The 18,846-nt window shown below is 70.0% G+C and carries 17 protein-coding genes; 7 read left to right on the top strand and 10 right to left on the bottom strand.

The window, feature by feature from the left end; all coding sequences use genetic code 11:
* Window position 1 precedes the first annotated feature (1 nt).
* Genes SMD20_RS46100 through SMD20_RS46110 form a run of 3 tightly spaced genes read right to left on the bottom strand, consistent with a single transcriptional unit; the run spans window position 2 to window position 2,939 of the window.
* Window positions 2–829 (bottom strand): carbohydrate ABC transporter permease, encoded by an 828-nt coding sequence (locus tag SMD20_RS46100; RefSeq protein WP_329593930.1) that lies wholly within the window; start codon window positions 827–829, stop codon window positions 2–4.
* A complete protein-coding gene (locus SMD20_RS46105) occupies window positions 826–1,758 on the bottom strand; it encodes a carbohydrate ABC transporter permease (RefSeq protein ID WP_329593932.1) in 933 nt (310 codons plus the stop codon). The genes SMD20_RS46100 and SMD20_RS46105 overlap by 4 nt, the downstream gene beginning before the upstream one ends.
* On the bottom strand, window positions 1,755–2,939 hold the full coding sequence (locus SMD20_RS46110; protein WP_329593933.1) for an ABC transporter substrate-binding protein: 1,185 nt from the start codon (window positions 2,937–2,939) through the stop codon (window positions 1,755–1,757). Before SMD20_RS46110 ends, SMD20_RS46105 begins: the two co-directional genes overlap by 4 nt.
* Here SMD20_RS46110 and SMD20_RS46115 point away from each other — a divergent pair.
* Window positions 2,938–3,078 (top strand): hypothetical protein, encoded by a 141-nt coding sequence (locus SMD20_RS46115; RefSeq protein WP_329593934.1) that lies wholly within the window; start codon window positions 2,938–2,940, stop codon window positions 3,076–3,078. The genes SMD20_RS46110 and SMD20_RS46115 overlap by 2 nt on opposite strands.
* Window positions 3,079–3,299: 221 nt before the next feature.
* Here SMD20_RS46115 and SMD20_RS46120 read toward each other — a convergent pair whose 3' ends face one another.
* From SMD20_RS46120 to SMD20_RS46145, 6 genes are all read right to left on the bottom strand, one after another.
* Window positions 3,300–4,337, bottom strand: a complete 1,038-nt coding sequence (locus tag SMD20_RS46120; protein WP_329593936.1) for a LacI family DNA-binding transcriptional regulator — start codon at window positions 4,335–4,337, stop codon at window positions 3,300–3,302.
* Window positions 4,338–4,448: 111 nt separating this feature from the next.
* Window positions 4,449–4,661 carry a hypothetical protein gene (locus tag SMD20_RS46125; RefSeq protein WP_329594785.1) on the bottom strand — a complete coding sequence of 71 codons (213 nt, stop codon included), beginning with the start codon at window positions 4,659–4,661 and terminating at the stop codon, window positions 4,449–4,451.
* A gap of 131 nt (window positions 4,662–4,792) precedes the next feature.
* Window positions 4,793–5,860, bottom strand: coding sequence for a rhamnose ABC transporter substrate-binding protein (gene rhaS, locus SMD20_RS46130; RefSeq protein WP_442942645.1), 1,068 nt, complete (start codon window positions 5,858–5,860; stop codon window positions 4,793–4,795).
* 33 nt (window positions 5,861–5,893) lie between these two features.
* A complete protein-coding gene (locus tag SMD20_RS46135; protein ID WP_329593940.1) occupies window positions 5,894–6,880 on the bottom strand; it encodes an ABC transporter permease in 987 nt (328 codons plus the stop codon).
* Window positions 6,873–7,886 (bottom strand): ABC transporter permease, encoded by a 1,014-nt coding sequence (locus SMD20_RS46140; RefSeq protein ID WP_329593942.1) that lies wholly within the window; start codon window positions 7,884–7,886, stop codon window positions 6,873–6,875. The genes SMD20_RS46135 and SMD20_RS46140 overlap by 8 nt, the downstream gene beginning before the upstream one ends.
* Window positions 7,883–9,352: a sugar ABC transporter ATP-binding protein gene (locus tag SMD20_RS46145; protein WP_329593944.1), complete on the bottom strand. Its 1,470-nt coding sequence runs from the start codon at window positions 9,350–9,352 to the stop codon at window positions 7,883–7,885. The genes SMD20_RS46140 and SMD20_RS46145 overlap by 4 nt, the downstream gene beginning before the upstream one ends.
* Window positions 9,353–9,846: 494 nt before the next feature.
* On the opposite strand from SMD20_RS46145, the gene SMD20_RS46150 reads away from it, so the two are divergent.
* Genes SMD20_RS46150 through SMD20_RS46160 form a run of 3 tightly spaced genes read left to right on the top strand, consistent with a single transcriptional unit; the run spans window position 9,847 to window position 15,108 of the window.
* The gene (locus SMD20_RS46150; RefSeq protein ID WP_329593946.1) at window positions 9,847–13,044 is read left to right on the top strand and encodes a family 78 glycoside hydrolase catalytic domain; all 3,198 of its coding nucleotides are present in this window, start codon (window positions 9,847–9,849) and stop codon (window positions 13,042–13,044) included.
* Between the two features lie 6 nt (window positions 13,045–13,050).
* Window positions 13,051–13,440 (top strand): alpha-L-rhamnosidase C-terminal domain-containing protein, encoded by a 390-nt coding sequence (locus SMD20_RS46155; RefSeq protein WP_329594765.1) that lies wholly within the window; start codon window positions 13,051–13,053, stop codon window positions 13,438–13,440.
* A gap of 36 nt (window positions 13,441–13,476) precedes the next feature.
* Window positions 13,477–15,108, top strand: a complete 1,632-nt coding sequence (locus SMD20_RS46160) for a carboxylesterase/lipase family protein (RefSeq protein ID WP_329593948.1) — start codon at window positions 13,477–13,479, stop codon at window positions 15,106–15,108.
* A gap of 78 nt (window positions 15,109–15,186) precedes the next feature.
* Here the strand turns inward: SMD20_RS46160 and SMD20_RS46165 are convergent, their stop codons facing one another.
* On the bottom strand, window positions 15,187–15,738 hold the full coding sequence (locus SMD20_RS46165; RefSeq protein ID WP_329593950.1) for a cyclophilin-like fold protein: 552 nt from the start codon (window positions 15,736–15,738) through the stop codon (window positions 15,187–15,189).
* A gap of 102 nt (window positions 15,739–15,840) precedes the next feature.
* Between SMD20_RS46165 and SMD20_RS46170 the strand changes: the two genes are divergently transcribed.
* The 3 genes from SMD20_RS46170 to SMD20_RS46180 all read left to right on the top strand — a co-directional run bounded on the left by SMD20_RS46170 (window position 15,841) and on the right by SMD20_RS46180 (window position 18,669).
* Entirely contained in the window at window positions 15,841–16,707 is an 867-nt protein-coding gene (locus SMD20_RS46170; protein WP_329593952.1) for a helix-turn-helix domain-containing protein, read from the top strand.
* Between the two features lie 59 nt (window positions 16,708–16,766).
* Complete coding sequence (locus SMD20_RS46175; protein WP_329593955.1) at window positions 16,767–17,204, top strand: NUDIX domain-containing protein; 438 nt, start codon at window positions 16,767–16,769, stop codon at window positions 17,202–17,204.
* A 502-nt stretch (window positions 17,205–17,706) separates the two neighbouring features.
* A complete protein-coding gene (locus SMD20_RS46180) occupies window positions 17,707–18,669 on the top strand; it encodes a hypothetical protein (RefSeq protein ID WP_329593957.1) in 963 nt (320 codons plus the stop codon).
* The last annotated feature ends 177 nt before the right edge of the window (window positions 18,670–18,846 follow it).

Below are 18,846 nucleotides of genomic sequence, written 5' to 3' on the forward strand. Positions count from 1 at the left end.
GTCATCCCTTGATGGCGCCGGCGGTCATCCCGGCGACGATCTTGCGGTTGAAGAAGACGAACAGCAGCAGCGGCGGCACGGTGATGAGCACGATGTCCATGAACAGCAGGTTCCACTGGGTGCTGTACTGGCTCTGGAAGTTGTAGAGGGTGACCTGGACGGTCGCGTTGTCGTCGCCGGGGGTGAAGTAGAGCGGGTTGACGAAGTCGTTGAAGACGGCCACCGAGGTGGTCAGGATGACGGTGATGGTGACGGGCCGCAGCAGCGGGAAGATGACGCGGAAGAACAGCCGCAGGCCGCTGCAGCCGTCGATCTGGGCGGCCTCGTCCAGTTCGCGCGGGATGGCGGCGATGAACGCGCGGAACAGCAGCACCGCGTACGACAGCCCGTAGGCGACCTCGACGAGGATGAGGCCGGGCAGCGTCTTGAACAGGCCGATCGCCTGCAGCAGCCAGATCGTGGGCACGATCGCGGGCGGGATGATCAGCCCGGACAGCACCAGGAAGTTGGCCAGCGACCCGATCTTGCCGGCCCGGCGTTGCAGCACGAACGCGGCCATCGCCGAGAAGACGACGATGAGCGCGACCGAGGCGACGGTGAGGATCGTGCTGTTGACGAAGGCGCGCAGCAGCACGTAGTCGCGGGCCTCGACCACTTCGACGAAGTTCCGCACGATCGGCCAGCTCGTCGGCCAGGCGAAGTCGAGGTCGGCCGATTGCGCCCGGTCCTTGACGGCGGTCAGCAGCATGAACGAAAACGGCACCAGGAAGATCACGGTGGCCAGGACCAGCGTGATCGTCTCTGCTCCGAGCCTTCTGAAGGTTCTCATGCGGCGACCTGCCTCTTGCCGAGGAAGTAGTTGAGGGGGAGGACGAGGGCGGTGACGACGACGAACAGCAGCACGTTCCCGGCGGTGGACAGGCCGAAGAAGCCGGCCTGGTACTGCTTGTAGATGATCGAGGCGATGGTGTCGCTGGTGAAGCCGGGCCCGCCGCGGGTCATCGTCCAGATCAGGTCGAACGAGCGCAGCCCGCCGATGAACGACAGGATGATCACCGAGTACGTGGCCGGCCAGGACAGCGGCAGCGTGATGTGCCGGAAGCGGTGCCAGGCGCTGCCGCCGTCCACGGCGACGGCCTGGTAGAACTCGGTCGGGATGGACATGATGCCGGCGATGTAGATGACGGTGGCCAGGCCGACGCCCTTCCACACGTCCACCAGCGCCACCGACAGCAGCGCGGTGCCGGCGTCGCCGAGCCAGTCGGGCCCGGAGACGCCGACCAGGGCGAGGGCCTTGTTGACCAGGCCGGTGTCGGGCCGCAGCAGCGCGCTGAAGGTGATGCCGACCGCCACCGTGGAGACCAGCACCGGAAAGAACACCACCGAGCGCAGGAAGCCGCGCAGCCGCAGCTTCGAGGTGAGCAGCACGCCGAGCAGCAGCCCGAGCACGACCTTCAGGCCGCTGGTGAGCACGGCGTAAAAGATGGTGTTCTGGAAGCCGATGCGCAGGTTCTGCTCGGCCAGGAAGTCGCGGAAGTTCTGCAGGCCGACGAACTCGCTGTCGAACAGCGTCCAGCGGGTGAGCGCGAAGTAGAACGCCATCGCGGTCGGCACCAGGAAGATCACCACGTACACCAGGGCGGCCGGCGCGTACAGCGCGTACGGGTAGGCCGACCTGCGCCTGGCGGAGGATCGTGCGTGCCGGTGGCCGGGCGGCGCGCCGGACCCCGCGCGGGGCCCGGCGTGCTGCTGCGTCACCACCCGGCCAGCCCCAGCTGCTTGGCCTGCTTCTCCACGTCCTTGTCGTACTGGGCGGCGCCTTCGGCGGCCGAGGTCAGGCCGGAGCCGACCGCGACCGTGATCTGCTCCAGCGACGGGCCCTTGATCGGCGACAGGAACTCCAGCGCGGGCGTGGTCGCGCCCTTGTCGATGTAGCCCTGAAGGTCCTTGGCCACCTGCAGGGCGTCCTCGGGCAGCTTGGAGCCCTTGATCCGGTACGGCCCGGCCGGCTGCACCGCCGCGGTCACCGCCTCGGTGCCGGCCGGCGAGGCGACGAAGGCCAGGAACTTCTTGGCCGCATCCAGCTTCTCGGTGGTCCTGGCGATGTAGATGGCCGGCGGCTCCCACACGGTGGCGCCGTTCTTGGCCGCGTCGTTGCCGGGGACGCCGAACAGGCCCACGTCGGTCGCCGTCTGCGGGTAGGTGGCCAGCAGCGGCGGCAGCAACCCGCTCAGCATCGGGTAGTGCGCGCCCTTGCCCTCCACCAGCATCTTCAGGCCCTGGTCCAGGGTGGCCGAGCCGAAGCCCTTCTGCAGGTAGTCCTTGGCATGCACGTCGGCCAGGTGCTGGAAGCCGCCCTGCGCGGCCGGCGTGGTGGCGTACTTGGCCTTGCCCGCGGTGTAGTCCTGCGCGAAGGTCGGCACCGCGGCCTGCACGTTGTGAAAGTCGGCGAGCACGAACAGCTGCGAGGTCCAGGTGTCCTTGAACGTCCCGATCACCGGCGTGATCCCGGCCGCCTTGATCTTGTCGTTGTTGGCCATGAACTCGGCCCAGGTCTTCGGCACCTCCAGCTTCAGCTGCTCGTAGACCTTGCGGTTGTAGAGGATGCCGCCGCCCGTGAGGGTGGTGGCCGGGACGCCGTACACCTTGCTCTCGTTCGTCACCACCGGCAGGTACTCGGGCTGCACGTTGGCCAGCACCGGATCTCCGGTGAGGTCGACCAGGGTCTGCGCCGGATTGAGCGCCTGCAGCAGCGAGCCGGAGTTGTACCAGAACACATCCGTCATCTCGCCCGTCGACAGGCGGGTCTTGACGACGTTGTCGCCCTCGCTGCCGCCCGGCTGGTGTTCCATCTCGATCTTGATCGTGGGGTTGGCCTTCATGAAGGCGTTCGCCAGCGCCTTGGAGGTGTCCACGGTCGACTGGTCGCTGCCGGTCATGAAGGTCAAGGTCACGGTGCCGCCGGCGCTGGTCTCCGAGCCGGATCCGCAGGAGGTCAAAGCCGCTGCCGCGAGCACGGCCAGGGCCGAGGCAAGCGTGCGGTGGGAGGTCTTCAACATACCCCTCCAGGGTTATTGAATCGTTTTAAGCCATCCCCTGATGCGGTTAACGTAGGCGTCACAAGAGAGCGTGTCAAGAGACCTTTTGTGTAACGGTACCCATGATTTGCGCAGATGGAATCGCTAGCAGAGCCGCTTGATGCGTAACGGTTCTCGCCAGGGACGGGTCGCTCGGGGCATGCGTCGACCGGACCACGGCCTCACGCCGCGGTCGTCGGCTGGAAAAGCGCGTGTCCGACGCTACGAAGCAGGCGGCGCGGCCGTGGAGGCCCGGATGACGAGGCTCGGGGTGACGGTGAAGCGCACCGGCGTCATCCGGCCTTCCACGCGTTCCAGCAGCAGCTTGCCCGCGGCCCGCCCCATCTCGGCGCCGTCCTGGTCGATGCTGGTCAACGCGATGTTGGGCAGCGCGGCCAGGTGCGTGTTGTCGTAGCCGGCGACCGACACGTCCGCCGGGACGGACAGGCCGGCCTCGTGCACGGCGGCCAGGGCGCCGAGCGCCGCCTGGTCGGCGCCGGCGAAGATCGCCGTCGGACGCGGTGTCCGGCTCAGCAGCTCGCGGGCGCCGTCGTAACCGCCCTGCTCGTTGTAGAAACTGGTCGCGACGGCGATCTCGCCCTCCAGCCCGTGCTCGCGCATGACCCGCTCGTAGGTCGCCGACCGGATGGTGTGCAGCAGATCGGCTGACCTGGCGATGCTGTCGTCCTGGTGCGTGATGTGCGCGATCCGGCGATGGCCCAGCTCGATGAGGTGCTTGACGACGAGTTCGGCGCCCGCCTCGTCGTCGTCGAAGACCGAGTCGTAGTGGGGCGAGCGTTCGTGGCGGGCGAGCACCACGACCGGCTTCTCCTTCGCCACCTCCTCCAGCCGCGCCTTCGAGGCCAGGGGGGCGACCATGATGATGCCGTCCACCTGGCGGGACAGCAGGGCGTCCACCGCCCGCTGCTCGACCTTGCGGGTGGCGCCGCCCTGGATCATGAACGCCTGGTAGTCGGTGGTCTCCAGGTAGGCGGTCAGGCCGTCCAGGATGTCGGCGAAGAACGGGTTGCGGATGTGCGGCAGCACCAGGCCGATCGTGAAGGTGCGCCCACGCATGCCCCGGGCCACGGCCTGCGGCCGGTAGCCGAGCTCCTCGATGGCCGTCTTGACCTTGTTCTTCATGGCCGGGCTGACGCCGTAGGCGTTGCGGATCACCTTGGACACGGCCGTGACGGAGACCTGGGCGTGGTTCGCCACGTCGGCGATCGTCACTCGTCGTCGTCGATCGGACGTGACCATGAGACTCCCATTCCGAGGCGTGGTCCGATTCTATGAGCCGGTGACATGGCCCCATCGCCGCAGGCCGGGGTCATGGCTCATCCGACGCGCCCAACCGATCGGCCTGACCCGCTACGCGCCCCAGCCGGCCTGCTGACCGCCGACGCGCTCGGCGGCGATCTTCTCGAAGTAGCCGGACCCGGCGTAGGCGGCCGGATCTGGCCCGGGATCTTGCCTGATGACCTCGTACATGATGCGGAAGAGCTGGAACGGGTCGGCGGCGCCGACCATCAGGTCGTCGTCGGCGTAGTCGTCCACCTTGTCCCACGGGATGTGCAGGGCCACGGTGGGCGACGCCCAGGGCGGCGTCTCGATGCGCTGCGACCGCAGCGCGGCCTTGATGTCCCTGTCACTCCCGCGGTAGACGTGGCCGGCTCCCGCCCCGGCCCGTGCGGACGGAGCGGGAGCCGGAGATCTCAGAAGTCGAAGTCGTCGATGTTGTCCTTGGTGAACACGAACGGGTCGCCGAGCAGCACGGTGCCGTCCTTGCCGACGGTGTACTCACCCAGCTTGCCCGCAGTGAACTTCTCGCCCTCCTTGCCGGTGATCAGGCCGGAGGCCAGCGCGCCGCCGGTGTAGGCGGCCAGGTAGCCCAGGTCGGACGGGTTCCACAGGGCGAACGACTTGACCGTGTCGTTCTTGACGTACTCGCGCATCTGGTTCGGGGTGCCGAGACCGGTGAGCTGCACCTTGCCCTTGTACTCGGAGGTGGACAGGTAGCGGGCCGCCGCCGCGACGCCGACCGTGGTGGGCGAGATGATGCCCTTGAGTTGCGGGTGCTTGGCGAGCAGGCCCTGCGTCTCCTGGAAGGACTTCTGGTCGTCGTCGTCGCCGTAGACGGTGTCGACCAGCTTCAGCTTGGCGTTCTCCGGCTTGGCCAGCTCGGTCTTCATCATCTCGATCCAGGCGTTCTGGTTGGTCGCGTTCGCCGTCGCCGACAGGATCGCGATCTCGCCGCCGTCCGGGCCGACGGCCTCGGAGATCAGCTTGATCTGGGAGGTGGCGATGCCCTCGGCGCTGGCCTGGTTGATGAAGGCGTCGCGGCAGGAGGGGTTGGTGTCGGAGTCGTAGGTGACGACCTTGGCGCCGGCCGTGCGGGCCTCCTGGAGGGCACCGCAGATGGCGTCCTTGTCGTTGGCCGACACCACGATCACGTCGGTGCCCTGCTGCGACAGGGTGTTGATGTACGACACCTGCGCCGACGGGCTGGCCTCCGAGGGGCCGGTCTGGCTGTAGACGCCCTTGAACTCCTCGACCGCGACCTTGCCACCCTTGTTGTCGGAGGCGTCGAAGTACGGGTTGTTCACCTGTTTGGGCAGGAAGGTGATCTTCAGGCCCTCCTTCATCGTCTTCGCGGCGCCGCTCGCGCCCGCCGACGGCTGCGTCGCGGCCGGCTCCTCGCTGCCGGCGCAACCGGTCAGGGCGAGACCGAGCGCGGTGATCACGGCCAGGACGGTGCTCCGGCCTCGACTTCTCACTGCCATGATGGTGGTCCTTCCGTGGCCCGTGGCCAGGGACTAGGGGGTGACGGATCGCCGCCGGCCGAACCGCTCACGCAGCATGCCGGCGACGTTGGGTCCCACGACGGAGACGATGAGCAGGGATCCGGTGATGATGGTCAGACTGTTGGCCGGCACGTAGGCCAGTTGCAGCGCGTTGCGCAGGGTGCCGAGGAGGACGACCGCGGCGATGACGCCGAGCAGCCGGCCGCGCCCGCCGAAGATGGACACCCCGCCCAGCAGGACGGCGGCCACCACGGCCAGCTCCAGGCCGCTGCCGTTGTCGGCGCGGGCGCTGGCGTACCGCAGCGTCCAGAAGACTCCGGCCAGCGCCGACATCGCTCCGGTGGCCACGAACAGCCAGAACTTCGTGCGGGCGACGGAGATGCCGGTGAAGCGGGCGGCCTCGGCGTTGTTGCCGATGGCGTACAGGCCGCGGCCGACCGGGGTGGCGTGCAGCACCAGGCCGGACATGAGGGCGAGCACCGCGACGACGATGATCACCCAGGGGATGGTCAGGCCGGGGATGGCGGCGATCGCTCCGGTGGTCCACTCGGGCGGGTAGTCGGCCACCGCGCGGTCGCCCAGCACCACGTACGCCAGCCCGCGATACAGCGCGAGCGTGCCGATCGTCACCGCCAGCGACGGCAGCCCGAACGCGGTCACGAACACCCCGTTGACCGCCCCCAGCAGCGCCCCCAGCAGCAGCGCCACCACGATCAGCACCGGCAGGGAGGAGATCCCCCACAACCACAGCTGGCCGATCACCGTGCAGGTCAGTCCCAGGATGCTGGCCACCGACAGGTCGATCTCACCCGTGATCACGACCAGCGTCATGGGCAGCGCGATCAACGCGATCGGGATGACCTCCAGCGTGACGAACCGCCAGAAGCGCGGGCTGGCCACCCCCTCGACGCTGATCGCGCCCACCACGACGACCAGGACCAGGGCGATGAGCAGAGCCATGTCCCACGAGCCGGTGAGCGACCGTATCCGCTCAACCATGGCTGCTCCTTCCTCTCAGTGACCGGGCGAGCCGGACCGACAGCGCCCGGTCGAGGCCGATGGCGGCCAGGATCAGCGCCCCCACGGCGGCCCGCTGCCAGAACGGGCTGACGCCGAGCACCGGCAGCGCGCTGCTGATCGTGGTGAGCAGCACCGCGCCCAGCGCGGCGCCGTAGACCGAGCCGCTGCCGCCGAAGATGGCCACGCCGCCGACCACGACGGCCGCGACCACGTTGAGCTCGAAGCCGTTGCCCGCGTTGGCGTCGAGGGTGCCGAAGCGGGCCGCGTACAGGACTCCGGCCAGGCCGGCGAGCGCGCCGCCTGCGACGAACGCGGCGAACACCCGCCTGCCGACGGGGATGCCGGCCAGCCGGGCGGCGGCGGGGCTGGAGCCGATCGCGTACAGCTCCCGGCCGCTGCGGTACGTGCGCAGGTAGTAGCCCGCCACCACCAGCACCGCCACGGCGAACAGCGCGAGCACCGGCACGCCCAGCACCGTGGCGCTCCCCATGCGCAGGAAGGCCGGCGGCATGTCGGCGGCGTTGATCTGCCGGCCGGTGGCCCACGTGTGGTCGAGGCCGCGGAAGACGTACAGGGTGCCGAGCGTGACCACGAGCGCGGGCACCCGGGCGGCGGCGATCAGCGCGCCGTTCACGGCGCCGCAGGCGGCGCCGAGCAGCACGCCGACGGCGAGCACGACCGGGACGGGCAGGCCCGGGTTCGCCACGAACAGGCTGCCGGTCGCGAACGCCGACAGGCCCAGCACCGAGCCCACCGACAGATCCACGTTGCGGGTGATGACCACGATGCTCTGAGCGACCGCGAGCACGGCCAGGATGGTCGAGCCGAGCAGCAGGTCCTTGACGCCCTGGGCGGTCAGGAAGCGTGGGTTGACCAGCACGGTCCCGCCGACGAGCAGGGCCAGCGCGACGACGATGCCCATCTCCCTGATCACGAACAGGCGGTGGACCAACCGGGTGCCCTCTTCGGCTCTCACCGCCGTCATCCGGCACCTCCCTGACCGGTGGCCGCCAGCACCACGGACTCCTCGCTCGCCTCCGCGCGCGGGATGTCGGCGACCAGGCGGCCCTCGTGCATCACCAGGACCCGATCGGCCATGCCGAGCACCTCGGGCAGCTCACTGGAGATCATCAGCACCGCGACGCCCTGCCCGGCCAGTTCCGACAGCAGCCGGTGCACCTCGGCCTTGGTGGCCACGTCGATGCCGCGGGTGGGCTCGTCCACGATCAGCACCCTCGGCTCGGTGGACAGCCACTTGGCCAGCACCACTTTCTGCTGGTTGCCGCCCGACAGGGTGGAGACGGGGTCGGTCAGCCGGGCCGTCTTGACCTGCAGCCGCTCGCTCCAGGTGCGTGCCGCCGCGCGCTCGGCGTTCCCCAGCAGCAGGCCCAGCCTGCTCAGGGGCCAGCGCCGTGCCAGCGTGGCGTTGCGCTCGACGGACAGCTCCATCACCAGCCCCTGCTGGCGGCGGTCCTCCGGCACCAGGGCCAGCCCGGCCGCGATGGCGGCGGGGGTGTCGCCGGGCGGCAACGTCCTGCCCTCGACGACGACCTCACCGGCGTCGTAGCGGTCGATGCCGAACACCGCGCGCGCCACCTCGCTGCGCCCGGCTCCGACCAGTCCCGCCAGCGCCACGATCTCGCCGCCACGCACCGTGAAGGAGACATCCTCGAAGACCCCGTGCCGCGTCAGTCCTCTGGCCTCCAGCCGGGGCTCGCCGACGGCGGCCGCCGTTCTGGGGTAGAGGGACGACACGTCGCGGCCGACCATCCGGCGTACGAGTTCGTCGATCGTGAGCGCGGACGTCGGATCGGTGGAGACCCAGCGGCCGTCCCGCATCACGGTGACGCGCCGGCACAAGGCGAAGATCTCGTCGAAGCGATGGGAGATGAACAGCACCGCCACACCGGCGTCACGCAGGGATTCGACGACCGAGAACAGCCGCTCGACCTCCACCCCCGACAACGCCGCCGTCGGCTCATCCATGATCAGGACGCGCGCGTCGAACGCCAGCGCCTTCGCGATCTCCACGAGCTGCTGGTCGGCGATGGACAGGCCGCGCGCGGGCCGGTCGGGGCTCAGGGACACGCCCAACCTGCCGAACAACGCCGTCACCCTCGCCCGTTGAGCGGCCGCGTCGATGCGGCGCAGGCCGCGCAAGGGCTGACGGCCCATGAAGATGTTCTCGGCCACCGAGAGGTCGGGGAAAAGGGTCGGTTCCTGATAGATCACCGCGATGCCGGCGGCCTGCGCGTCGGCCGGGCCCGCAGGAGACAACTCCTTCCCGTCCACTGTCAACGAGCCCGAATCCGCCGCGTGAGCGCCGGAAAGGATCTTCACCAGAGTGGACTTGCCGGCCCCGTTCTCTCCCACCAGGCCGTGCGCTTCGCCCGGCCACAGATCGAGCCGCACGCCGGACAGCGCCTGGACGGCGCCGAAATTCTTGCTCACATTGCGTAACGAAAGAAGAGGAGCAGAGTCGCTCACGCGCCCTCCTAGACGTTGGGCGAAACGTTTTAAGGGCACTGACCGTAAGTGGCGGAGCTGCGGGTGTCAATACCCTGGCGATCGTGCCGTACGCGCTGACGTCCCTCGCCCTGACAGCACGAAATGCCAGCTCAGCCGGACTCACCACCGTCAGTGATCGGTGTCGCCGCTGCCCGCCGCCTTCCCGCGGGCGTTGGAATCATCGCTGGTCAAGGGCCTGATCGAGATGGGTATCGTTACCCATTTGGATCACTTGTCAGACGTTAGAGATGGCGTTGCTCCGGAAATCGTTGCTCACTTCCCTCTTGACGACATATGAGGGAGCGCTTACGTTAGCGACATCCGCGAGGTTCTTAAAACGTTTTCACCCTGGGAGGAGCATGCGCTCCCCCTGACGCCTCCGCCAAACCGGTGAAGTACCGGCGCCGTCCGGCGACGGCGGCCGGAAGGGAGTACCCGTGTCCTCACCACCTCGCCGCATCCGCGCGTTAGCAGGGCTGGGGGTGGCGTTCACCCTCGTCCTCACGCAGGCCCCGCCCGCGGCCGCCGAGCGACGCTCCTCCGTCGAGGTCGTCGACCTGCGGGTGGACGGCCGGCGCGACCGGCCACTCGGCATCGACAACCCTGCCCCCTTGCTCGGGTGGCGGATGGCCCCGGCGCGGTCCTCCGCCGGGCACCCCTGCCCACGGCCGGGATCCAGAACCGCCTGTCCGGCCGACGCGCAGACGGCCTACCAGATCCAGGTGGCGGCCAGCGAGAGCGACCTCAGGCGCGGGCGGCTGATCTGGGACTCCGGCAAGGTGAACGCCGCCACCCAGTCCGGCGTCCGCTACGGCGGCCGGGCCCTCGGCTCGCGGCAGCAGGTCAGCTGGCACGTCCGGGTCTGGGACGCGGGCCGGCAGCCCTCGGACTGGAGCGAGCCGTCGTCCTGGGAGATGGGCCTGCTGCGGCAGGACGACTGGGGGGCGGCGCGATGGATCGACTACCCCGGCCGCGCCGCGACGCAGCCCATGCCGATCTTCGCCCGCGCGTTCGACCTCGACCGCCGCAAGCGGGTGGCCTCGGCCCGCCTCTACCTGTCCGGCGTCGGCCTGCACCTGCCGACACTCAACGGACGCGAGCTCAGCGACGAGGTGCTCGCCCCCGGCAACTCCAACTACCAGCTCTCCAGCGAGTACCGCACCTACGACGTCACCCGTGAGCTGAGCGCCGGGGCGAACACGCTGGGCGTACGGCTCGGCAACGGCCCCGCCTACGTGCAGCGCAACGTCACCAACCCGGCCGTCGGCCGCACCGCCCCCTACTCCTGGTGGCAGAGCCAGCTCAAGGGCAGCGGCACCCTGACCACCGACACCGCCCCCGGCGCCACCACCGTGACGCTGAGCAGCGCCACCGGCTACCACGTCGGCGGCACCATCAACATCGACACCGGCGACGGCGGCGACAACCTGGAGTCGCGTACGATCACGGCGATCGACCCGGCGGGCCTGCGGATCACGTTCACTCCCGGGCTGTCCAAGCCGCACTCCACCGGCGCGACGGTGACCGGATCCGGCAACAACATCGCCGCCAGCGACCCCAGCGCCGGCGCCGCGGTCACGCCCCGCCTGATCGCCCGCCTGGAGATCACCTACGCCGGCGGCTCCTCGGACGTCATCGTCTCCGACCGCAGCTGGCGCACCGCCCTCGGCCCGCTGGTCACCGACGCCTGGTACTCCGGCTCCGACCACGACGCCCGCCGCGAGCAGCCCGGCTGGGACCGTCCCGGCGCCGACCTCTCCCCCACCGCCAAGCGCCGCGACGGCTCGGCCATGGAGTGGACCTCCGCCGGCCTCGCGCCGCCGCCGAACCTGGCCACCCGGCTGGTCGCGCGGACCGCCGAGCCGATCAAGGCGGTGGAGACCTTCACGCCGGTGTCGATGACGAACCCGGCGCCCGGCACCTGGGTGTTCGACTTCGGGCAGAACATCGTCGGCCGGCCCGAGCTCGACCTCAAGGCCACCGTGCCGGCCGGCACCGTCATCCGCATGTCACCCGCGGAGTCCCTGGCCGCCGACGGCACCGTGGACCAGGCGTCCCTCATGGGCGGGAACGGTTCGCGGGGCCGTGACCTGTTCAACACCTACACCACGGCCGGGCTGCGCGGCGGGGAGAGCTGGCACCCCGACTTCAACTACTTCGGCATGCAGTGGGTCCAGGTCACCGGCCTGCCCGAGGGCTTCACCCCGGACAAGAGCCTCATCAAGGGCGTCCGGCTGCAGGCCGACACCCCCGTCGCGGGCCAGGTGACCACCTCCAGCGCCCGGATCAACCGCATCCACAAGATGGCCCGCTACTCCTTCGCGTCCAACATCATGTCGGTGTTCACCGACTGCCCGGGCCGGGAGAAGCTGTCCTACCCGGCCGACTACACGATGCCGATGGGCGCCATCCACCGCAATCATGATCTGGCCGCGTACCTGAAGACGACGATGCGGCACCTGGTGGAAGGCCAGTCGCTGGCCGACACGCCGATGCGCGGGAACGTGGCGTTGAAGACGCCCGTCTACGACTGGGGTTACAGCGGCCGCTTCGGCGACGAGATCAACTGGGGCAACGCGATCATCCTCGTCCCGGCGATGCTGTACGAGCTGTACGGCGACACCGAGACGATGAGCCGCCACTACGACCGGATGGTGGACTTCGCGGACTACATCCAGCGGCAGAAGGCCGGCACCGGCGAGAACGCGCACATCGTGGACGCCACCCTGGCCGACTGGGTCTCCGCCGACCAGACCTCCGGCCGGATCACCGGCACCTGGGGCTACTACATCATGATCACCAAGCTGGCGAAGATGGCCGAGCTCACCGGCCACGCCGACGACGCCACCCGCTACCAGGCGCTCGCCGCCGACATCAAGACCGCCTTCAACGGCCACTTCTACAACCGCGAGCTGCGCCGCTACACCGCCGACGGCGACGCGGGAACCACCGGCGCCACCCAGACCGCCCAGGCGCTCGCCCTGGACGCCGGGCTCGTCCCCGACGGCGAACGCCAGGCCGTCCTGGACGCGCTCGTCGAGCTCGTGCACGCCTTCCACCCCAACGGCGAAGGCCCGCACTTCAGCGGCGGCACCATCGGCATGGCGCCGACGGTGCGGGCGCTGGCCGCCGGCGGCCGGGACGACGTGCTGTGGGAGCTGCTGCAGAGCGACGCCCAGCCGAGCTACGGCTACTTCATGGCCTCCACGCCCGCCAACCCCGGCGGCATGACCACGATCGGCGAGCGCTGGAACCGGGGCGACTCCAAGAACCACATGATCCTCGCCCAGATCGAGGAGTGGTTCCACAGCGGCCTGGCCGGCATCGGGGCGGCCGAGGGCTCCGTCGCCTATCGGGAGCTCGTCATCCGGCCCAAGCCGGTCGGCGACCTCACGTTCGTCAAGGGCAGCTACACCACGCCGCAGGGCGTGGTGACGTCGGAGTGGAGCCGCGGGCAGCGGACCTTCAAGCTGACGGTCGAGATCCCGCCCAACACCACCGCCGAGGTGTGGGTCCCGGCCAAGGACCGGCCCGCCGCCAGTTCGCAGCGGGCCGAATTCCTGCGCATGGACGACGGCCACGCCGTCTACCGCGTGCCGTCCGGCTCGTACACCTTCAGCGCGACGACCGGCTGATCACCACTGGACCCGGGCTTCGCACGGCCTCCGTGTGAAGCCCGGGCCGCCGGCCCCACCCAGGTCCTCACCGAGTCACTCCTCGGCGCCACACCGGTCGCCCCGGGCTGTGCGACCTGGCAGGTCAAGCCCCGGCCGGCCGGTGTCACCTGGGTGCAGGGACAGACGCCGACGGCCAACGGCCCCCTGACCGTCAGATGGGCCCAGGACACCGCCGGCCAGTTCCACCTCCAGGTCACCGCGCCGCCCGGCACCGGCGGTGAGGTCTGGGTGCCGCTCGCCACCACGGCGAGCACCAGCTCCGCCCTCACCTCCGGCGCGACCTTCCAGCGCCGCAGCGGCCGGTACGACGTCTACACCGTGGGCGCCGGAACCTTCTCCTTCAGCTCCGCCTGACGGCGTGTGCTCCCCAAGAGAACAGGAAGTCTGACGATGGATGCCGGCATGAACCGCAGAGCCATGATCGGAACGTCACTGTCCGCGGTCGCCGCGATGGGCATGCCGTCCCCGGCGTTCGCGCGGGGCGCCGCGAGAACGGTGACGGCAACCCGCTACGGCAAGGTGCGGGGGAAGTACGAAAACGGCGTCGTCAAGTTTCTCGGCGTTCCGTACGCCACGCCGCCGCTCGGCGAACTCCGGTTCAAAGCCCCGAAGCCGCCCACACCGTGGTCCGGCGTGCGCGACGCGGTGAGCTTTCCCAACCCCGCCTTCCAGGTGGCGGGCAATGAGATGGGTCCCCAAGGCAATGGCCGGATGCCGGCGCCCTCCGAAGACTGCCTCTATCTCAACATCTGGACCCCCGCTGCCGACCGCGAGCGGCGGCCGGTGATGTTCTACAACCACGGTGGCGGCTACATGATCGGCTCCGGCTCCGCCACCGGGCAGGACGGCACCCATCTGGCTCAGCTCTACGACGTGGTCGTGGTCGAGTCCAACCACCGGCTGGGCCTGCTGGGCTACCTGTTCCTGGGCGACCTCGTCGACGGCGGCCACGCCGCGAACCAAGGGATGCTGGACATCCTGGCGGCGCTGCGCTGGACCAGGGAGAACATCGAGAACTTCGGTGGCGATCCCGACAACGTCATGGTCTGGGGCGAAAGTGGCGGCGGCGCCAAGACCGCGGCCGTCTACACCATGCCGGCTGCCGCGCGGCTGTTCCACAAGGCCTCGATCGAAAGCGCCGCGCCACTGCGCTTTCCTTCGCGCGAAGGCGCCACCGCTCGCGCCGAGCGTACGCTGGAGCTCTTGGGCCTGACCAGGGCGGACATTCCCAAGCTGCACGAGATTCCGGCCGAGCGGCTGCTCGAGATCCAGCTGTCCGAAGCCCCGAACGGCGTCGCGCCCTGGGGTGAACCTGCCGCCCTGCCCGGCTTCGGCGCCTTCGTCGATGGCGCCGTCATCCCACGGCACCCCTTCGCCGACGGCGTCGCACCCTTCTCGGCCGACAAGCCACTGATGTGCGGCACGTGCCGCGACGAGACGGTGTTCTTCAGTCTCTTCGGGCCGCGCGACATCTTCAGCATCGACGAGGCCGGCCTGCGCAGGGCGCTGAGCGGCACGTATCAGGGCGCCGAGCTCGGGCAGATCATCGAGACCTTCCGCACGTCGCGCCCCGGCGCCACGCCGGCACAGCTCTACTTCGCGATCACCACCTCGCCCATCTGGCGTGACGCCATCAAGATCGCGGAGTCCAAGGCGGCAAGGCGCAACGCGCCCGTGTTCATGTACCAGCTCGCCTACCGGAGCCCGACGCTGGTGCCGGGCACCGACTTCCCCATCGGCTCGCCGCACGCGTCCGACATCAACCTCAAATTCGCCAACACCGACAAGAACCTCGACTCCTTTCTCTATGCCGATCAATCGCCGGGAAGGCTGGCGACCGCGCGGCACATGAGCGGGCTGTGGGCGGGCTTCGCCCACAAGAGCCGCCCGTCCGCCAAGGACGTGCCGACCTGGCCCGCCTATACGCGGGAACGTCGTGCCACGATGTGGATCGACGCCGAGTGCGGGATCGTCAACGATCCGGACAAGGAAGAAAGGCTGTTCTGGGAGAATCGCGCCTGAGCGCGCCAGAGTTGCCCTCGGCCGTGTCCAGGCCCCGAACCGGCCGGGCCGCGTCCGACCGCCGATACAGGTCGCAGGTCAGGAACTGGTCGCGGCGGCCGGCTCGATCCGGACCGTGAGACGGCTGCCCGCGCGGGAAAGGTCGTCCAGGCCGGCCACGACGACGCCGAGGCGGACCAGGCCCGGATCGGGCACCGTCTGGCCGAGGTCGTCGTAGTAGACGGCGATCATCCCGCTCACGGGCCAGAAGTAGATGCCGCCCACGGTGGGATCGTGGACCGGCGCGCCGCCTCCGGCCGTGAGCGGTCGCGGCAGCGGCCCCGCCTTCGCCTGCCCCCACGCGTCCGTCAGCTGCACGGTCAACGGGAGCATCGCGGTGAACTGCCGCGACATCGTCGTGTCGGTCAACGTCGCGGTGACGGCATGGTCGCCGAACCGCAGCACCACCGGCATCCCCGACGCGGCGCTCGCCATGCCCGGCGATGACACCGGCGGCGTCATCGGCCCGGTGGCCTGCGGATCCGCCGGCAGTGAGCACCCGGTCAGGAGGCCGGCCAGCGCGGCGGTCAGCAGGCAGGCGGTCAGGCGGCGGATCCACGCGGCGGCGGCCGCGATCACAACCTCGGTCATGGCATCCAGCACACCCGGGCCGGCCCGGGTGAGGAACTCTCTGCTGGTGGGCGTACTACCAGTACATCCCACGTGCCGGGGAGCCTGGCGTACCGTTGCGGCATGGACAACCGGTCCGAAGTGCGGGCATTCCTCACCTCACGCCGCGCCAAGATCACACCCGGGCAGGCGGGCCTGCCCGTCGCCGGGCAACGACGCGTTCCCGGGCTACGGCGCAGCGAGGTCGCCGCCCTGGCCGGGATGAGCGTGGAGTACTACGCCAAGCTCGAACGCGGCCACCTGGCCGGGGTCTCGGCCGGCGTCCTCGACGCGCTCGCCCGCGCCCTGCACCTGGACGACGCCGAACGCGCCCACCTGCTGCGACTCGCGCACGAGGCCGACGGCAGCAACGCCATCCTGCGCCGGCGCCGGCCCAAGCAGCCGGCCGCACGGCCCACCCTGCAATGGATGCTCGACGCCATCACCACCGCCCCGGCGATCATCGGCAACCACCGCTCCGACCTGCTGGCCGCCAACCACCTGGGCCGGGCCATGTACAGCGATCTGTACGCCGACCCGACCCGGCCGCCGAACTTCGCCCGCTTCACCTTCCTCGACAGCGCGGCGCGCCGCTTCTTCCCCGACTGGGACCTGGCCGCCGACATGACCGTGGCCAACCTGCGCACCGCCGCCGGCCAGGACCCGCACGACAAGGCCCTGCACGACCTGGTCGGGGAGCTGTCCACCCGCAGCGACGACTTCCGCCGCCGGTGGGCGGCCCACAACGTCCGCACCCACGGCACCGGCGTCAAGCACTTCCGTCACCACGTCGTCGGCGACCTCACCCTCACCTACGAGAGCATGGACCTGCGCGCCGAGCCCGGCCTGTCCATGACGATCTACACCGCCGAACCGGGCTCCCCGTCCGAGGACGCGCTGCGCCTGCTCGCCTCCTGGTCCGCCACACAAGCACACACCGAGCGCACCTGACGCGCCCTACCGCACGCCTTCCGCCGGCGGCGCCCGGCCTGCCCGGGTACGGTGCCCGAGTGAAGGTACGAGTCACCGGCGTACTCATCGAGGACGGCCAGATGCTGCTCCTTGACCAGGACACCGGCAGCGGCCGCTCGTGGTCGCTGCCCGGCGGGAAGGTCGAGCCCGGCGAACCCATCGGCGACGCGCTCGTGCGGGAGATGCGCGAGGAGACCGGCCTCGACGTCGAGGTGGGCCGGCTGCTGTACATATGCGACTACCTGCCCGACGGCGACACCCATGTCGTACATCTGACGTTCGAGGCCACCCGGGTCGGGGGCACGGTCGGGGCGGTCGCGGAAGGCGCCGACTCAGCCCCGATCCGCGGTGTGCGGTTCGTCGATCTGGCCGACCTGCCCTCGCTCGGTCTCTCCCCACGCTTCGCCGAGCTGGCGCAGGCCGGATGGCCCGGCGCCGGTTCCTACATGGGCGCCAAGGCCAACATCGGCCTGTGACCGGGTGAACGCGACGATCAGGCGCTCGTCGAGCTCATTCAGGCGGCAAGGCAGCGGACCCGTTCGGCCGGCGGCCCGGACACCACGTCGGCCGGCACCGGATGATCCGGGTCGCCGGTGATGCGGCGAACGCCGGCGTCTGGGGAGCTGCCGGCCGGGTGGCGGCCGGCGGGATCGTGCGGCAGCTGGCAGCACAGTAGGTGGACGCCGCCGCAGTGCGGCCCGGCCGGTTCAGGTCACGCCGTCAGCGCAGCCGCCTCCGAGCGGTGCGGAGGACCCGTTCGTCACCACGACACCGAGTACAGCGATGACCGGCGGCCGTACAGGCGCGTGCCGCAGCGGATCCGTCGGCCGCTCCCCGCCTCAGTGGACCGATTCGGCCGTTGGCGCGTGAGCTGTTTGCCCGATTCATGACGATGTCATGTGGAGCTGATGATCACGTCCCTGGTTCGTATCGCGCCTGGCCAGCAGTGTTGTCTCCAGCCGATCCGAAGGAGACGTCATGAATGCCCTGCGCTGGAGAACCTGGCACGGCCCGCTCATCATCTGCGCCATCGCGATGGCGGTGCTCATGTCGGTGAGCGCCGTCGGCCTGGTGATCGACGGACGGACCGTCATGGGCGAAGGGGTGTGGCTCAAGCCGTTCAAGTTCGCCGCCTCCTTCTGCCTGTACGCGCTCACGCTCGCCTGGATGATCAGCCAGGTCGAGCGGTGGCGGCGGACCCTGTGGTGGCTGGGCACGGTGACGGTGGCGCTGTTCGTGCTGCCGGAGATCACGGCGATCACTTTCCAGGCGGTACGCGGGGTGCGCAGCCACTTCAACTTCGCCACCACGCTCGACAAGTCGGTGTTCATGGTGATGGGAGGGGCCGCCTACCTGGGCTGGGCGCTGACGCTGGCGCTGGGGATCTTCCTGGTCATGCAGCGGCGGGTGGACCGGGCGATGGCGTGGGCGATCCCGCTGGGGGTGGCGATCTCGCTGGCGGGCATGTCGGTCGGCTACCTGATGACCGCGCCGACGCCGGAGCAGGCGGACGCCCTGGCCGGCGGCGCCGAGCTGATCACGATCGGCGCGCACACGGTCGGCGCGCCCGACGGCGGCGCGGGGATGCCGCTGCTCGGCTGGGCGACCGGTGGCGGCGACCTGCGGGTGGCCCACTTCGTCGGACTGCACGCTCTGCAGGTGCTGCCCCTGATCGCACTGTGGGTCCGCCGGGTCCCGCTGGTGATCGTGGCCGCGTTCGGTTACGCCGGTCTGACCGGGCTGCTGGTCTGGCAGGCGCAGCGCGGCCAGGCGCTCATCCACCCCGACGGGACGACCCTGCTCGCCGCCGGTGGTCTCCTTGCTGCGGTGACGGTGGCAACGGCGGTCCTGCGACGCTCCCCGGCTCACTCCGGGACCCGCGAGCAGAGCAGCTTCGCCGAGCCGACGCAGCCGCTGCGCGCGCCGGCCAGGCAGCGCTGACAGACGGTGCTGGGCCTTCGCCAGGCTCCTACGAAGTCACAAGCGCCCGCTTCACGGTCTCGACAAGCCAGCCGCCCCGTACCCGCTGAGGCAGGGCGCTGGAGCCCTGCTTCCCCGCTGAGGCATGATGCTGGACCCAGAGGGTTAGGGTCTCCGGCCTGAGGCGATCCCGCTACC

This window comes from Nonomuraea sp. LP-02 (assembly GCF_036289125.1).
GTDB classification, from domain to species: Bacteria; Actinomycetota; Actinomycetes; order Streptosporangiales; family Streptosporangiaceae; genus Nonomuraea; species Nonomuraea bangladeshensis.

Coding starts and splice junctions, on each gene's coding strand:
- SMD20_RS46135 (WP_329593940.1), bottom strand. CDS start 6,880: ATGGTTGAGCGGATACGGTCGCTCACCGGCTCGTGGGACATGGCTCTG.
- rhaS (WP_442942645.1), bottom strand. CDS start 5,860: ATGGCAGTGAGAAGTCGAGGCCGGAGCACCGTCCTGGCCGTGATCACC.
- SMD20_RS46180 (WP_329593957.1), top strand. CDS start 17,707: ATGAATGCCCTGCGCTGGAGAACCTGGCACGGCCCGCTCATCATCTGC.
- SMD20_RS46120 (WP_329593936.1), bottom strand. CDS start 4,337: ATGGTCACGTCCGATCGACGACGACGAGTGACGATCGCCGACGTGGCG.
- SMD20_RS46140 (WP_329593942.1), bottom strand. CDS start 7,886: ATGACGGCGGTGAGAGCCGAAGAGGGCACCCGGTTGGTCCACCGCCTG.
- SMD20_RS46100 (WP_329593930.1), bottom strand. CDS start 829: ATGAGAACCTTCAGAAGGCTCGGAGCAGAGACGATCACGCTGGTCCTG.
- SMD20_RS46110 (WP_329593933.1), bottom strand. CDS start 2,939: ATGACCGGCAGCGACCAGTCGACCGTGGACACCTCCAAGGCGCTGGCG.
- SMD20_RS46170 (WP_329593952.1), top strand. CDS start 15,841: ATGGACAACCGGTCCGAAGTGCGGGCATTCCTCACCTCACGCCGCGCC.
- SMD20_RS46115 (WP_329593934.1), top strand. CDS start 2,938: ATGAAGGTCAAGGTCACGGTGCCGCCGGCGCTGGTCTCCGAGCCGGAT.
- SMD20_RS46165 (WP_329593950.1), bottom strand. CDS start 15,738: ATGACCGAGGTTGTGATCGCGGCCGCCGCCGCGTGGATCCGCCGCCTG.
- SMD20_RS46160 (WP_329593948.1), top strand. CDS start 13,477: ATGGATGCCGGCATGAACCGCAGAGCCATGATCGGAACGTCACTGTCC.